This is a genomic window from Nonlabens sp. Asnod2-A12 (assembly GCF_045063745.1).
Lineage (GTDB): Bacteria > Bacteroidota > Bacteroidia > Flavobacteriales > Flavobacteriaceae > Nonlabens > Nonlabens xylanidelens.
The window spans coordinates 1,803,331-1,817,879 of sequence record NZ_JBEFOB010000003.1 but is presented as its reverse complement, the minus strand read 5'-3'; the positions used below and the strand labels follow the sequence as shown (position 1 = coordinate 1,817,879).

General features: G+C 35.7%; 15 protein-coding genes and 1 tRNA gene. 6 read left to right on the top strand and 10 right to left on the bottom strand.

What is annotated here, in order from left to right:
* Positions 1 to 3: 3 nt before the first annotated feature.
* The 5 genes from ACJJVJ_RS08375 to ACJJVJ_RS08355 form a co-directional block, all read right to left on the bottom strand.
* A complete protein-coding gene (locus ACJJVJ_RS08375) occupies positions 4 to 510 on the bottom strand; it encodes a hypothetical protein (protein ID WP_405369860.1) in 507 nt (168 codons plus the stop codon).
* Positions 511 to 600: 90 nt separating this feature from the next.
* Positions 601 to 1,785: an acyl-CoA dehydrogenase family protein gene (locus tag ACJJVJ_RS08370; RefSeq protein WP_104514536.1), complete on the bottom strand. Its 1,185-nt coding sequence runs from the start codon at positions 1,783 to 1,785 to the stop codon at positions 601 to 603.
* Positions 1,786 to 1,914: 129 nt separating this feature from the next.
* Positions 1,915 to 2,655 (bottom strand): tRNA1(Val) (adenine(37)-N6)-methyltransferase, encoded by a 741-nt coding sequence (locus ACJJVJ_RS08365; protein ID WP_104514537.1) that lies wholly within the window; start codon positions 2,653 to 2,655, stop codon positions 1,915 to 1,917.
* A gap of 19 nt (positions 2,656 to 2,674) precedes the next feature.
* Positions 2,675 to 3,202, bottom strand: coding sequence for a ribosome maturation factor RimM (gene rimM, locus ACJJVJ_RS08360; RefSeq protein WP_104514538.1), 528 nt, complete (start codon positions 3,200 to 3,202; stop codon positions 2,675 to 2,677).
* Positions 3,203 to 3,213: 11 nt separating this feature from the next.
* Positions 3,214 to 3,717, bottom strand: a complete 504-nt coding sequence (locus ACJJVJ_RS08355; protein ID WP_405369859.1) for a 30S ribosomal protein S16 — start codon at positions 3,715 to 3,717, stop codon at positions 3,214 to 3,216.
* Positions 3,718 to 3,847: 130 nt separating this feature from the next.
* Here ACJJVJ_RS08355 and ACJJVJ_RS08350 point away from each other — a divergent pair, with 130 nt between their 5' ends.
* Complete coding sequence (locus ACJJVJ_RS08350) at positions 3,848 to 4,675, top strand: DUF6252 family protein (protein ID WP_405369858.1); 828 nt, start codon at positions 3,848 to 3,850, stop codon at positions 4,673 to 4,675.
* Positions 4,676 to 4,737: 62 nt separating this feature from the next.
* On the opposite strand, the gene ACJJVJ_RS08345 is transcribed toward ACJJVJ_RS08350, so the two are convergent.
* Positions 4,738 to 5,178, bottom strand: coding sequence for a TIGR02281 family clan AA aspartic protease (locus ACJJVJ_RS08345; protein ID WP_405369857.1), 441 nt, complete (start codon positions 5,176 to 5,178; stop codon positions 4,738 to 4,740).
* A gap of 73 nt (positions 5,179 to 5,251) precedes the next feature.
* Between ACJJVJ_RS08345 and ACJJVJ_RS08340 the strand changes: the two genes are divergently transcribed.
* The 4 genes from ACJJVJ_RS08340 (at position 5,252) to ACJJVJ_RS08325 (ending at position 8,409) form a co-directional block, all read left to right on the top strand.
* A complete protein-coding gene (locus ACJJVJ_RS08340; RefSeq protein WP_405371240.1) occupies positions 5,252 to 6,019 on the top strand; it encodes a TatD family hydrolase in 768 nt (255 codons plus the stop codon).
* Positions 6,020 to 6,060: 41 nt separating this feature from the next.
* Positions 6,061 to 7,191 carry a 1-acyl-sn-glycerol-3-phosphate acyltransferase gene (locus ACJJVJ_RS08335; RefSeq protein ID WP_405369856.1) on the top strand — a complete coding sequence of 377 codons (1,131 nt, stop codon included), beginning with the start codon at positions 6,061 to 6,063 and terminating at the stop codon, positions 7,189 to 7,191.
* The gene (locus ACJJVJ_RS08330; protein ID WP_104514544.1) at positions 7,181 to 8,257 is read left to right on the top strand and encodes an asparaginase; all 1,077 of its coding nucleotides are present in this window, start codon (positions 7,181 to 7,183) and stop codon (positions 8,255 to 8,257) included. Before ACJJVJ_RS08335 ends, ACJJVJ_RS08330 begins: the two co-directional genes overlap by 11 nt.
* Before the next feature lie 67 nt (positions 8,258 to 8,324).
* Positions 8,325 to 8,409, top strand: a tRNA-Ser gene (locus ACJJVJ_RS08325).
* A 68-nt stretch (positions 8,410 to 8,477) separates the two neighbouring features.
* Here the strand turns inward: ACJJVJ_RS08325 and ACJJVJ_RS08320 are convergent.
* From ACJJVJ_RS08320 to ACJJVJ_RS08310, 3 genes are all read right to left on the bottom strand, one after another.
* Positions 8,478 to 8,891 (bottom strand): BLUF domain-containing protein, encoded by a 414-nt coding sequence (locus ACJJVJ_RS08320; RefSeq protein ID WP_405369855.1) that lies wholly within the window; start codon positions 8,889 to 8,891, stop codon positions 8,478 to 8,480.
* Positions 8,892 to 9,178: 287 nt separating this feature from the next.
* Positions 9,179 to 9,655, bottom strand: coding sequence for a PA2169 family four-helix-bundle protein (locus ACJJVJ_RS08315; RefSeq protein WP_405369854.1), 477 nt, complete (start codon positions 9,653 to 9,655; stop codon positions 9,179 to 9,181).
* 294 nt (positions 9,656 to 9,949) lie between these two features.
* Entirely contained in the window at positions 9,950 to 11,665 is a 1,716-nt protein-coding gene (locus tag ACJJVJ_RS08310) for an FAD/NAD(P)-binding protein (protein ID WP_405369853.1), read from the bottom strand.
* Between the two features lie 173 nt (positions 11,666 to 11,838).
* Here ACJJVJ_RS08310 and ACJJVJ_RS08305 point away from each other — a divergent pair, with 173 nt between their 5' ends.
* On the top strand, positions 11,839 to 12,303 hold the full coding sequence (locus ACJJVJ_RS08305; protein WP_104514545.1) for a CBS domain-containing protein: 465 nt from the start codon (positions 11,839 to 11,841) through the stop codon (positions 12,301 to 12,303).
* Between the two features lie 4 nt (positions 12,304 to 12,307).
* Here ACJJVJ_RS08305 and ACJJVJ_RS08300 read toward each other — a convergent pair whose 3' ends face one another.
* Entirely contained in the window at positions 12,308 to 14,536 is a 2,229-nt protein-coding gene (locus ACJJVJ_RS08300; protein ID WP_405369852.1) for a response regulator, read from the bottom strand.
* Positions 14,537 to 14,549: the final 13 nt, after the last annotated feature.

Below are 14,549 nucleotides of genomic sequence, written 5' to 3'. Positions count from 1 at the left end.
CGTTTATTGTCTTACTAAAGTATAAGTAGCCTCTGCCTCATAGCTGTAATCAGTATCTATTTCAGTTTCTTGTAGGTATAGCTCCAGACCGTTGCTAGAAAAGTTTCTAACAGTTACACTAAAACCGTCTGTATTTGTTATGATTAAAGAATTACCAGAAATGGTAAAAGCGCCATTTATTTCTAGATCTTCCACATTTGTTTCGGTTTCTGTCATTCCGTCTTCTATATAAATAGACGTTTGAGTATAAGATCCGGTTGAGGTAACTAAACCAGATTCTGTAAATGTAACTGTCGCATTGTTAAAGTTGCTAGCGGTAAAATCTGCTTCGGTAATATCAGGTGTGTTTCCAGACGTATCAGACTCTGTAGCGTTGCCAGAAAATGCAGTTACATTATAAGTACCAGCTAGACTAGCGTTAGTTAATGCAGGTCCGTTATCATCATCAGATTCACAAGAGAAAATAAATAGAGACAGGATTGCAAGGCTTAAAATTTTAAAATTTTTCATAATTGGTTTTTTTAGTTCAACCAAATAAACAAAAAAAAATCCCTTCAATTCAATTGAAGGGATTTAAACTTAGTATTAATTAACTGTAGTTTACTTAAATGCGTTCTCTCCAGTAATGTCTAGTCCAGTAATTAATAAATGTATATCATGAGTACCTTCATAAGTGATTACGCTTTCTAGGTTCATCATATGACGCATGATGCTGTATTCTCCTGTAATTCCCATACCGCCTAGTATTTGTCTTGCCTCACGAGCTATTTTAATAGCCATGTCCACGTTGTTACGTTTTGCCATAGATATTTGTGCGCTTGTAGCTTTTCCTTCTTCACGCAATACACCTAGTCTCCAAGCGAGTAATTGTGCTTTGGTAATTTCGGTAATCATCTCAGCGAGCTTCTTTTGTTGTAGTTGGAATGCAGCAATCGGCTTGCCGAATTGGATACGTTCCTTTGCATATCTTAACGCAGTGTCATAACAGTCCATTGCAGCGCCTATTGCGCCCCATGCAATACCGAAACGTGCAGAATCTAAACAACCAAGTGGTGCTCCTAATCCTGATTTACCTGGTAAGATATTACTCTTAGGGATTTTTACATCTTGAAAAATTAATTCACCTGTCGCACTAGCTCTTAGTGACCATTTGTTATGAGTCTCTGGAGTAGTAAAACCTTCCATGCCACGCTCTACGATTACTCCATGAATGCGTCCTTCTTCATTTTTTGCCCATACTACAGCAACATCGCAAAACGGACTGTTAGAAATCCATAGTTTTGCACCGTTAAGAATAATATGCTCTCCATCTCCTGCATCTTTAAAGCTAGTAATCATACCGCTAGGATTAGAACCGTGATCAGGCTCAGTAAGGCCAAAGGATCCCATAAACTCGCCACTAGCTAGTTTAGGTAAGAATTTTTTACGATGTTCTTCACTACCGTATTTCCATATAGGATACATAACAAGAGAAGATTGAACAGATGCTGTAGATCGCACACCGCTGTCACCACGTTCTATTTCTTGCATGATAAGACCGTAAGAAATTTGATCCAGTCCAGCGCCACCATATTCCTCAGGGATATACGGCCCGAATGCCCCTATAGAAGCCAAGCCAGGTATTATGCTCTTAGGGAATTTTGCCTCTTGTGCAGCTTCTTCTATAATAGGCGATACGTCACGTTTTACCCAAGCTCGGGCAGCATCACGTATCATCTTATGTTCTTCTGTTAAAAGGTCGTCCAGGTTATAATAATCTGGTGCTTCAAATAAATCTGGTTTCATTCTATATCTTTTAAGTTAGAAACTACATCGATAGAGTAATTTCACGGCTGTTTTTGAATTGGTCGTAAAAATAGCGATCTACAGACGGTTTTTTGATAAAAAATGTCAGATATTTTTATTGATGCTCAATTACATTTTGAGATAAAAGTCTTTAGTCAGGCTTTTGTAATCTTCTGTATAATCGTGTCGTGCTTTCTCTATAACTAGTTCACTGACTAAGTTTTTGGAGTTGTTTTCTTTCACGCTTTCGCGGAAGCGGAACTCCATCAAACATCTTTTAACTTTACTGTCTACGGTGCCTTTTACATAAGTAGTACGTACAGGTTCTAGTTGAAAATGAGAAGTTATTTCTAGAAATCTTGTCTCTCTATCCTTGGGTATTATACAAGCAAAAGTACCGTCTATATCTAGTAATTGATAGACGCCGTAAACTAATTCTTCAAACGGTAAAGCGTCATCAAAGCGTGCTTGCTGGCGTTTTTCTTCGATTTGAGAATCTGTTTTGACACTGCTAGAATCGTAAAATGGAGGATTGCTTATTATTAAATCATATCGTTCTTCTACTTCTTCATAGAATTCTTGAAACTCTGCATGAAAGCAGAAAAGACGATCGCCCCATGGGCTGTTTTCAAAGTTCTCAGCAGCTTGTTCATAAGCGTCTTGATCTATTTCTATCGCCTCTATGTTTGCGCGGTGATAACGTTGTGCTAGCATGAGAGATATGACTCCAGTACCACTACCTATGTCTAATATGGTGTGTGGTTCTTTATAAGGAGCAGCCCATGCGCCTAATAGGACACCGTCGGTTCCTATTTTTTGAGCACATTTATCCTGAGCTATTGTGAATTCTTTGAATTTGAATAGACTCATTTATAAAAATTAAGATGTTTTATGAGAGGTAAAGGTCTATTAAACCTTCTGGAGTGGTGATAGTGATAGTTTTATTCTCACGATCTACTTTATCGATAAAATGATCGTTAAGCGGAATCAGAATTTCACTACCGTTATTATCTATTTCAAATAGAGCCTGACTGGTAGTGTCATTAATACCTGTTATGGTACCTATGTCTCCATGAGTAGCGTCTATCATTTTGTAATTGATCACCTCATGAAAATAAAATTTATTTCCTTCTAGTTTAGGTAGAAAATCAAGGGGTAGATAAAGATCTCTTTTCATTAATGTGTCAGCGCCTGCGTCGTCATCTATGTCTTCTATTTTTATTCTTAGAAGTAATGATTTGTGCAGCTGACTTCTTTCAATAAAAAATGGAACCAGGTTTTTACCGATTTCGATAAAAACTGATTCCATTTCTGTAAAAAGCTCAGGCTCGTCAGTATCTAGTTTTACTAGTAACTCACCTTTAAAGCTGAATTTATTTACTACGGTTCCTACGTAAAAACATTTTTCCTTACGCATGACCTATAGATTTACTCTTCTTCTCCTGTTGCGTCATCACTTTCAGCAGCTGGTTCTTCAACTACTTCTGGAGCATTTGCTGCGATACGAGCTTCGTTCACTGCTTTTTCTGCTTCAAGAGCTTTTGCAGCTGCTGCATCAGCATCTGCTTGAAGTCCAGATGCTTTACCAGCAATCTTAGCTTCTTTTTCAGTTAACCAAGAGTTGAATTTTTCATCTGCTTGCTCTTCTGTGAATGCACCTTTCTTTACACCACCTTTAAGGTGTTTTTTCATCATAACACCTTTGTAGCTTAATAAGTTACGTGCAGTGTCAGTAGGTTGTGCACCATTTTCTAACCATGTGATAGCACCGTCTACATCTAAGTTTACTGTTGCTGGGTTAGTGTTAGGGTTATATGTACCTAATTTTTCAAGATATTTACCATCTCTTTTTGAACGTGCATCAGCTGCAACGATCCAATAAAATGGTTTTCCTTTTTTACCGTGTCTTTGTAATCTAATTTTTACTGGCATAACTATTAAAGTTTATGGGTGCCCGACCCTGATTATTAATTTGAGTTTGCAAAAGTATCATTATATTTAATAATATTCATCATATGTGTATATTTTATTTACATTTGCTTAAACACATTTATCCTATTCTATGAAACTGATTTGTAAATACTTGTTGATAGCCCTAGCCATTATTTCATTCTCTTCTTGTTCTGATAATCTAGAAGATAACAATACACCTGCTATACAAGCGGTACGTAATGGAGAGTTTTTTAAAGCAGACCGTATGAGTGCCACTGTTAATGCAGATGGTACGATGTCTATAATAGGACAGAATTTTCTTGAAACATTAGAAATTAACCTTCAGGATGATTCGGTAGGTGTTTATAGATTAGGTGCTGGATCCCAAAGTGAAGCATTGTATACGTTTAATGGTGCAGAGCAATTTTCTAGTAATTTAGGTAACGGTCTAGGAGAGGTGCGCATCACGTCTGTAAATGCAGAAACTGGTGTGACTGGTGAGTTTAGCTTTGTTAGTTATCTAGCAAGTAATGTAGATTCACTTTATATGAGAACAGGAGTGATTTATCAGGTGCCATTCGGTGCTGCGTTAGGATCTGGTGCTGGTGGTTCTACAGCGGCGACGTTAACAGCAAATGTGGACGGAACGGCTCTTAACCCTACGGCTGTAGGAGCTGTAGAGGCAGGTGGTACGGTTCTCGTAAATGCATCTAACGGTCCTAGTTCTATAGTTTTAAGTTTTCCTGATACCGTAGTGCCAGGAACTTATGCTTTTGATGGAGCAACTTACTCAGCAAATTATATTAATGGTGGTACACTAGACCCTGCGGTTTCTGGATCTCTAGTTGTGCTAACGGCAGATGCTACTGCAAATACTATTACTGGAACTTTCAGCTTTATGACTGGTCCACCTAATAATTTTGATATTACAGACGGTACTTTTAATGTTTCTTACTAGTATATTAGGAATTACATTTTTCAAATAAATCAAAGCCTTGACTTATAGAGTCAGGGCTTTTTTTATGGTTTTAAATAGATCTTCTTTCCTTTGTAATCAATTACGGCCTTGGCAGCTATTAAAAAATCGGCTCCTAATAGGCCTTGAATGGATCGCATTCCTTCAGTCTTTAAAGCGGTGTTTATGTAACTCATGTCCATACTTAATAAGGTAGTGTCTTGGTCTGACCAGTCGCCTAATTCTAAGGTGTTGTTGTGCGATATGCGTGGCCTTAAAGAACCGCTGGCAGTACCTATTTGTCTGTCCATAAATTCTGTTTCTAATTGAAATTCTTTATACATGGCCTGGTTGACACAAGTTGCACTAGCGCCAGTATCTATTATAAATCTACCAGAATGGCCGTTTATAGATGCTTTGGTAACTATATGCCCACTTTTTGGGGCAATTCTAATATTGTGGCTGGTGTAACCTTGTGATAGTAGTAATTTTTTAAGTGAAGCCATGAAATATGTTTATGAGGTAAATATAATTCCGCTTTCGCGAAAGCGGACTACTAACTATTCCTATTTTTGTTTTATGATTTTTACAGATACACATACACATTTATATAGTGAGGCTTTTGATGAGGACCAAGAGCAAATGATACAGCGAGCAATGGATGCTGGAGTTGAGCGATTTTTTATTCCTGCTATAGATTCTACGTATACAAATGCGATGCTAGATTTAAAAAAACGCTATCCTGAAAACGTTCATTTAATGACAGGATTGCATCCTACCCATGTTAAGGAAAATTATCTAGAAGAGCTGGCTCACGTAAAGCAAATGCTAGAAAAAGAGAATTATGTGGCAGTAGGTGAAATAGGTATGGATCTATACTGGGATAAGACATTTAAATCTGAGCAGCAAGATGCTTTTCATACCCAGATTAAATGGTCTGTTGAGAACAAGTTGCCTATAGCTATTCACTGTCGTGAAGCATTTGACGAAGTTTTTGAGGTTTTAGAGGAATATAAAAACACCTCTTTACACGGTATTTTTCATTGTTTTACAGGTAATGTAGAGCAGGCAAAAAAAGCTGTTGATCTTAAAATGAAGCTAGGAATAGGTGGTGTTGTGACTTTTAAAAATGGTAAAATAGATCAGTTTCTAGATCAAATACCACTTTCTGAAATAGTTCTAGAAACAGATGCGCCTTATCTGGCACCAGTGCCGTACCGAGGTAAACGTAATGAAAGTTCTTATCTGGTAAATGTTGCAGCAAAACTAGCGACAGTTTATAACAGAGACATCGCAGAGATAGCAGAAATTACAACCTTAAATTCGCGTGAAGTCTTCGGTATATAAACCTGAGTTGATTACATTTGCGCACCCTATAGCATCATATTTTGAGTAGATACGACGACATAAGATTTTTTAACGACGCCGAAGTGCAAATAGCGCTTAAAAGCGCCGTGCGTCACCCTATGATAAAAGAGCTTTTTCAATACAGTTTTCCTAATAAGAACTATGAAGAGGTGAAAGAAATTGTACTGGCATGTAAATCTATTAACGATTTCCAGCGAGATGTAATATGCAACACCGTAGAGCGTGTGCTAGAAGAGTCCAGTGCCGGTTTAACCACGTCTGGTTTTGACGATCTAGATCCAGAAATTACCTATTTGTATATTTCTAATCATAGAGATATCGTCTTAGATACATCTCTTATTAATCTTACCTTATTTAAAAAAGGCTTGATAAGAACAGCTAGTGCGATAGGTGATAATCTAGTGCAAAGACCGTTTGTAAATGCATTGAGCAAACTAACTCGTAACTTTATCGTGAGACGTGGTGCTAGTCCTAGAGAGATTTTATTAAGTAGTAAGAAGTTAAGTGAGTATATAGACTATTTAATGCACAAAGAAAATAGAAGTGTATGGATAGCGCAAAGACAGGGACGTACTAAAGATGGTAACGATGTTACTGAGCAAGGTGTTCTTAAAATGATAGGCTTGGCCGCAGGTAAAAACGGTATAGAAGGTTATTTAAATAATTTGCGCATTGTACCAGTTTCTATCTCTTATGAATATGATCCTACAGATATTTTAAAAGTGCCAGAACTGCTCGCAAAGCAAGCTGATGAAGAGTACATAAAATCAGAAAACGAAGATTTTAATAGCATACTTAAGGGTGCATTAGGACAGAAAAAGCATATCCACATTCACGCAGGAGAGCCAGTTCATATTCACGCACTAGAAGATCAGAGTACCAACCAAGTATTGCAACGTGTGGTACAACATCTAGATAAAGAAATACAGAATAATTACATGTTATGGCCTACTAATTATGTAGCACATGACTTATTAACTTCTAGTACTAAATATAAAGAACACTATTCTGACCACGATATGCAACAATTTGAACGCAGATTAAGGTTAAGGGTAAATGTAGAAGACCATAAAGCGGTAGAGAGTTTCCTTAATATGTATGCTCGACCAGTTCTTAATAAAGAAAAACTGGCTGTTTCAAATGAAGCCTAATATATTATTAATTTATACCGGTGGTACCATCGGTATGATGAAGGATCCAGAGACTAAAGCCTTAAGAGCTTTTGACTTCTCAAAATTACTTGTTCATATTCCAGAAATTAAACAACTGGACTGTAAAATAGACACCTATTCCTTTGATCATCCTATAGATTCATCTGACATGAATATAGAAGAATGGCGCAAATTAGGAAACGTCATTCATGAGAGATATGATAATTATGATGGTTTTGTAGTCTTGCACGGTAGTGATACCATGTCTTATACTGGTAGTACACTTAGTTTTATGTTTGAAAACTTAACTAAGCCTATTATCCTTACAGGTTCTCAACTCCCAATAGGAGACCTGCGTACTGATGCAAAAGAGAATCTTATAACCAGTCTGCAACTAGCTACTGAGCAGTATAATAATGAGCCTATCATTAAAGAGGTTTGTATTTATTTTGAATACCAGCTGTATAGAGCAAATAGAACTGCAAAGATGAATGCCGAGCATTTTGAGGCCTTCAGCTCGCCGAATTATCCGCCGCTGGCTATAAGTGGTGTGCATTTAAATATAGATGAGAGTTTGTTATGGAAATGGCAGGTGGATGATCCCGCTTTCGCGAAAGCGAATACAGAAAAATCCCTCTTGTTAGATTCTAGCCGCATGAGATACCGTCCAGACCTTGTTGAGGATGTGGTAGTTTTAAAGTTGTTTCCAGGAATTACAAAAAAAGTAGTACAAGCTATTTGCGGTATACCAGGACTTAAAGGTATTATTTTAGAAACTTATGGTAGTGGTAATGCACCTACTCAAAAGTGGTTTGTGGATATTCTTAGCGAGGCTTTATTAAAAAATATTAGAATAGTAAATGTAACACAGTGCGTGGGTGGTGCGGTGTCGATGGGAAAATATGAAACCAGTGTACAGCTCAAAAATATAGGTTTAGTCTCTGGTAAAGATGTTACTACAGAGGCAGCACTAGCTAAGATGATGTACTTACTACAGCACACAGATAGTATAGAAGATTTTAGACATTATTTTGAAACTTCATTACGAGGCGAAATAAGTGAGTAGACTTTAAAATAAAAAATTGGCTTTAAAAGGTATATTGCCTTATTATTGCAAACTGAATTTATCATTTAGAGAGGTGGCCGAGTGGTCGAAGGCGCACGCCTGGAAAGCGTGTAAACGGCAACGTTTCGAGGGTTCGAATCCCTTCCTCTCTACTTTTAACCTCGTAGTCGTCTGATTGCGAGGTTTTTTATGATTTTATTTCCTTGAAGAGATTTAGGAATTAAAACTCTCCTAACATGGCAAATGGTTTTAATAATCTTTTTAATTTAAGATTAGTAGAATTTGATATGTCTTGATTAAGGTAATTAACGATAGTTTTTAAATCTTCTGGAGATTTTACGATATCAAATTGCGATTTATAATCTAAAAAAACTGGATGCTCTGTGCGCTTGTTATATACTTCGTAGATATCACTATGCCTGGTATCTTCTTGAATTTTTTCAAATAGATTTTTTAGATAACTTTCTTTACCTTCTAAAACCTGAAAGAAATTATCTAGAGAATGAAGAAGGAATCCGCTTACTTGATTGTTGTTATTTGTGCTAGAAGTAGTTTTAAATAGCTCTTCAATGTCTTGTTGTGTAAGTCCTGGAGTAGCTTTGCTTATATAACAAATGGTGTAAGTGGAGTCCATAAAAAATAATTGAATGGACAAATTTAAATGTTTGTAAGAATAAAACTTATAATAAAGCGTAAATTATTATTTAGCAAAAATCTAGTATAAGTTAAACAAGAGTGGTTTTGGTTTTTTTTAGTTCACTTTATTTGCTGCGGTGTCTTGTATTTTTGATGGTGTTGATCTCGCTTTGGCGAAAGTGCCATAGAACCGGCCTTAATAAATTACTTAAATTGTTGAATTAACTAAAATAAGATATAAAAAAAGACCTATAAATAGGCCTTTCTCTCACATTTTTAGAAATACTAATCCATAATATCTTCTAATTTTTTAATGGTATGCAACGTACTTTGAATACTGCTCAATTGCTGTCTTACAATGTTTTTAGATTCATGTAAGTATTCCTGATTGTCAAGAACAGTTTGATATTCTTCTACAGCTGCTTTATCGCCTCTTATACATTCTTCTAGAATGGCCTCGTCGTCTTTACCGGTAAAAGCTGTTTTAAAATCCATCCATGTCCTGTGTACTGCTGCTGTTGTGCTACCTTTTTCAATAGGTGTGGCATTAAGGTCTCGTATGGCTTTATCTAGTTCATTTGCATTCTGGCTTCTACTAGCTGCTTGTTTTGTAAAGTAGGTTTTTAAATAAGGATTTTTAGCATCTAATAATGCATTCTTATAGCCTGACTCTGCATCGTAATTTTTTTCTAATAGTTGGTTCAACGCATTTACTGTTTCGTCTAGCGCCATTTGTTTTGCTTCTTCTCTTGTAGTTTCCATAGTTAATTGTTTTAAGGTTAAGTGGTCTTTATATAGTTCTATCTAATTTTTGATCGATTTGTTGCAATTGCTTTTTACGCTGATGCTCCATATAAAAATTATAGGCCTGAAATGCGAGTTGAGCAACCGTTAAAATTTTAAAGAACTTTTTCATTTTTTATTTTAAAGGTAATTTTCCTACAAGGATTTGAAAGAGATTTTAATACTGTTTAACAGGTGATCTATAACAAATTCTTAAATAAACATCTGTTTTCCCTCTCATTTTTTAAATATTTAAGAAATACATCTAACTTTTTAAGCGATTCTGTCAGTGATTCCATGTGCCCAATCTTCTATTCTTTTACCAAAACACTCTAGGATGGCATCTACGCCCATAACGCTGCCTTTACAATTGCGACCCAACATGGTAAGATGAATACTATTATTCTTTGTATCCAACTGTACAGTGCCATCTTTATTTGTGGATACTCCTAGATCGCTAGTGACAGGTTTTAATAAATCACTACTCATAAGGTCGATTATGAGACCACTCTCTATATCTACTAATCTAGGCGGATCTAGAACCGTATTTATCATTACATCTATATGCTGTGTTTGCTTGTCGTTATCTAATTGCCATCCTTTTACATCACAATCTATTGTAGGATTTGCAACATAATTAAGGTCTAAAACGCCTGCATCTTCTAGTGCAATTAATTGTAGTGTACTCTCTACTGGTGGTCCATAGGAGTATCTTTTTGTGCTCTCGTCTAGCTTTATTATGTCTTCCATTATGAGATCATTAAGGTCACAATGTGAGAACAACTCGTACATAGATGGTTGTAGATGTCTCCATACTTGCCCTATTGTATAGTCTAATGATACTGTCGTTTTACCCATTGCCATTTGTGCTGTGGCGATCATATATTGTTTGCAATCTAGGCTGGTATCCAGGATAAGATCGTGCTTATAACTCATATCACGCATCCATTTTTTTGCTATAATATCTATGGTTGCACTGTCCATAGAATTATTTATAGATGTGTGTTTTTCATATATAGGTAAAGCCACGTCTAAAAAAGCGTTGTACAAAAAGTTCAAGTCTGTTATGGTAGGCGCATTTTCTAATGCGTGATTTATTTTTGATTTAAAACTAGAGATTTGGGCATCGTTAGGTGTAAAGAATTGGTCTACTTCTTTTCCCAGTGGTTTCGGTACGACTGGTAATCCATTAAGCGAAAAAGGGACTATCTTTTTTATGGATGCATCGCTTGGGATATATTTTAAAAAGTCGCTGTCTTGTATTTTTTTAAAGCTAGCGCCTTTTTCCACAGTTAAGATTCTAGTGAGATCTATCATAGCAAGGCCAAAACCTCTTAAGGCAACACTATCAGTTGTGGTAAGTTGATTTAAGACCTCTTTTTCATATTCATAAGGATTATCAAATAATTTTCCAGAACCTTCTTTACAGTGTTCTTTCCATGATTTAATTTGGTCATCGTCTTTTGTGGGCTGGTGTCCTATGGTAAGTAGGCATTCATCATACTGGTGTGAAGTGTTCTGCGCATCTGTTATTATAAAATGAGGGTCTTTAAAGCTAAGTTCAGTAACATTTTCAGTCTTTACTTCTAATACTTCCTGATTCTTAAGAGTAGTCGCTATAGAAGTATAACGTTCATGAAGGTAAGCTCCCATTACTCTTCTAGATGGGAATTGATCTACCTGATCAGATAATACATAGTCATGATTTTTCTCCATCCATTCTATAAAAGAAGGGAAACTCGGGACTTTAAATGATTGATAATTTGTTTCTGAGCGGCCTTTTAAATTTAATAGTGCACGATCTGATATATTTAACCAGTTTGAACCTGCCTGATCTGTTTTCCATACTTGGCCAGACCCTAATTCTCGTTGATCGTCATAAATGGTAATATGTATGTTGTGGTCTCGCTTTCGCGAAAGCGAACTTATTAAACACTCTAAACTATGTAAACCTCTAGGGCCACAGCCAATTATAGCAATTCTTTTCATTAGTCAGTATTATGGTTTAATAATACTCGTCAATTGTTATTTTTAATGTTAATAATCTTGCAATAAGGTTATTATTAACAGTATAAAGTGTGAATTACGGAATAATAAAGTTCGTTTTACTTGTATTTTCATAATTTTTCTGTAATTTAAAAGATCTTAAAAATCAAATAGTTATGGGAATTAAAAACTTTATGGGTAAACGTGAAGAGTCTTCTTCTATTGAACGTCAAAAATTTCAAGTAAAGGATTTTATGACACGTAAATTAATTACTTTTTCTCCAGATCAAGGAATCACATCTGTCATGGATACTTTACTTAAACAAAGAATAACAGGTGGCCCTGTGGTAGATGCTAGTGATAATCTGGTAGGAATTATTAGCGATACAGATCTCATGCATGTCATAAGTGATAGCAGGTATCACAATATGCCTGTAGGTAATAGATTAGTTAGTGAGTTTATGTCTTCACAATCGGCAACTATAGATCAGGAAGCAGATATATTTGATGCAGCATCTAGGTTTTTAAAAACCGGTCACCGACGTTTTCCTGTTACTAAAGATGGTAAGTTGATAGGTCAAATATCTAGAATGGATGTTATCATCGCTGCTACACAACTCAAAGGAGACGAGTGGAGATAAGTGTCTATAAAGACTCTATTTGTTTAGCAAGTATGTTGTTGATGATTACGTTCTTAAATACCTTCACGTCATAAGGTTTTATAATGATATCATCCATACCAGAGTCTAGAATACTCTGTCGCATTTCTGCTATTTCTACGGCTGTTAATGCAATAATAGGTGTGTTGTAGGTCTTTTTAATTATTTTAGTAGCATCTAGTCCGTTCATTACTGGCATGTTAACGTCCATTAGTATGAGGTCGTAAGTATTGTGTTCTACTGAGTTTATTGCCTCTTTTCCGTTTTCTACTATGGTGCAAATGGCACCGTCTTTTTCTAAAATCTTTTTAGTCACCATTTGATTGATGCGGTTGTCCTCGGCAATAAGGATATGTTTGTTCTTTAAGATGTCAGTGTCTACTACATAAGAGTTTTTAGACAGATGCTCTTGCTTATTTACATGGGCTACGATTTCATAGATCAGATCAAAGCTGAATGTTGATCCTCTACCTAATTCGGTCTCTAAATTTATATCAGACCCTGATAGATTTAGTAAGCGTTTTACAATAGGCAGTCCCAGTCCGGTACCTTGGTAATTATAACTAAGAGAGTCCCCTTGTTTAAATTCTTCAAAAATGTGTTCTTTCTTGTCTTGTGCAATTCCTTCACCATCATCCTTTATGGAAAATCCTAACTTTATATTATTGTCAGGCAGTAGGTGTGTGGTTACGGTAATTTCTATGAGTCCGTTTTCGGTAAATTTACTTGCATTACCTATTAGGTTCATTAATATTTGAGACAGTCTCGTCGCATTTCCTTTAACCAGAGCAGGTAAGTCATCAGCAAGATGGATAGCGATGTTGTTTTTGTTTTGCCTGCGCATGTATTCAAAGGTGGTGACTATTTTTTCTATTAACTCACGAGGGTTAAATTGTACTTCTTCATCGTCTATCTTATCAGAATCAATTTTATTAATTTGCAATACATCATTTACTAGAGCTAATAAATAATCGGCAGAGAATTTTAAAGATTTTAAGTCGTCCTCAACATCTTTTTCTTTATTGTTTTCTAACAGTATGGTGCTTAGGCCTATTACTCCATATAAAGGTGTGCGCAATTCATGGCTTACTGTACTGAAAAAGTCACTTTTTGCAAGAGCTAGTTGTTCTGTTTTAGTTTTTTGATTTAGGTATTGGGTGTTTTTATCTTTTAAAGCTTTATTGAGTTGTTTTCTTTTTTTAGAAAGCTTGAAAGTAAAATAAAGGCCTAAAAAGGCTATGACTGTAATACATATCAAAGCATAATTAAAGGCTGTTTTTGTGCGTATTTGCTTTTCTTGTAATTCACTTTCGGCTTCTGATTTTTCTAGATCTTTTTTAAATTGATCGTTTTTATACGCAGCAGCTAGTCTGTTGTTTTCTATAGCTGCTTTTTCCTTTGCTCTTAACTTAAATACATTTTCATATTTAAGTCTCGTTTCATATGCTTCTTTGTACTTCTCTTGTGCGGTAAGACTTAGTGAGAATAATTCATATGATCTCTGTAATTCGTCATTGAAGCCTAGATCTTTGCTTAAAGAAATTGCCGCTAGTAATAAGGAATCTGTCTTTTTATAATCTCCAGAATGAAAGTAATAATTTGCCGTCATGTTATTGATAGAAGAGCGGTAAAGAGGTTCGTCATATTTCTCAAACATTGCTCCATTAAGTTTATCAATTACCAGTTTCATCTCGGTAAACCTGCCGCTGTCATTTAATGCATCTGCATAGTTATGATATATATACTGTAGGCCTAATGTGTCGTTAGTAGCTTTATAAGTTTCTATGGCTTTTAAAGTAAATTCTCTGGCTAGGTTTTGCGTTTTTGGATTTAGGGAATAGATGCTAGAAAGGTCGCCATATGTATTTGCTAGTATGGTTGGGTCGTTGAGTTCTTTTGCAATATCGTGTGCTAGCTTAAAATTTTTAAGAGCTTCTATCGTGTCTCCTTGGTTAAGATAGTCGTATCCTAAATAACCATAGGCCCTACTAGCATAAAGATCATCTTTGACTAATAAAGCTAGTTTTAATGTTCTTAAATTGATTTCAAAGGACTTTACATAATTCCCTTCAGAAAATAAATTGTAGGATTTTTCAAATAAGGAGTCCATTAATTTCACATCTAACACAGTAGAGTCTTTCTGTGCAGTAGTTGTGCCAGTCCAAAACGTAAATAAAATAAAGAGTAGTGCGTATGGAGCGTTTTTATGCGTCAAGTGATTCAGTATA

Excerpts from the sequence above, each read along its gene's own strand:
- ACJJVJ_RS08315 (WP_405369854.1), bottom strand. The coding sequence starts at position 9,655 with ATGGAAACTACAAGAGAAGAAGCAAAACAAATGGCGCTAGACGAAACA.
- ACJJVJ_RS08350 (WP_405369858.1), top strand. The coding sequence starts at position 3,848 with ATGAAACTGATTTGTAAATACTTGTTGATAGCCCTAGCCATTATTTCA.
- ACJJVJ_RS08330 (WP_104514544.1), top strand. The coding sequence starts at position 7,181 with ATGAAGCCTAATATATTATTAATTTATACCGGTGGTACCATCGGTATG.
- ACJJVJ_RS08305 (WP_104514545.1), top strand. The coding sequence starts at position 11,839 with ATGGGAATTAAAAACTTTATGGGTAAACGTGAAGAGTCTTCTTCTATT.
- ACJJVJ_RS08340 (WP_405371240.1), top strand. The coding sequence starts at position 5,252 with ATGATTTTTACAGATACACATACACATTTATATAGTGAGGCTTTTGAT.
- ACJJVJ_RS08355 (WP_405369859.1), bottom strand. The coding sequence starts at position 3,717 with ATGCCAGTAAAAATTAGATTACAAAGACACGGTAAAAAAGGAAAACCA.
- ACJJVJ_RS08310 (WP_405369853.1), bottom strand. The coding sequence starts at position 11,665 with ATGAAAAGAATTGCTATAATTGGCTGTGGCCCTAGAGGTTTACATAGT.
- ACJJVJ_RS08370 (WP_104514536.1), bottom strand. The coding sequence starts at position 1,785 with ATGAAACCAGATTTATTTGAAGCACCAGATTATTATAACCTGGACGAC.
- ACJJVJ_RS08375 (WP_405369860.1), bottom strand. The coding sequence starts at position 510 with ATGAAAAATTTTAAAATTTTAAGCCTTGCAATCCTGTCTCTATTTATT.
- ACJJVJ_RS08365 (WP_104514537.1), bottom strand. The coding sequence starts at position 2,655 with ATGAGTCTATTCAAATTCAAAGAATTCACAATAGCTCAGGATAAATGT.
- rimM (WP_104514538.1), bottom strand. The coding sequence starts at position 3,202 with ATGCGTAAGGAAAAATGTTTTTACGTAGGAACCGTAGTAAATAAATTC.
- ACJJVJ_RS08320 (WP_405369855.1), bottom strand. The coding sequence starts at position 8,891 with ATGGACTCCACTTACACCATTTGTTATATAAGCAAAGCTACTCCAGGA.
- ACJJVJ_RS08345 (WP_405369857.1), bottom strand. The coding sequence starts at position 5,178 with ATGGCTTCACTTAAAAAATTACTACTATCACAAGGTTACACCAGCCAC.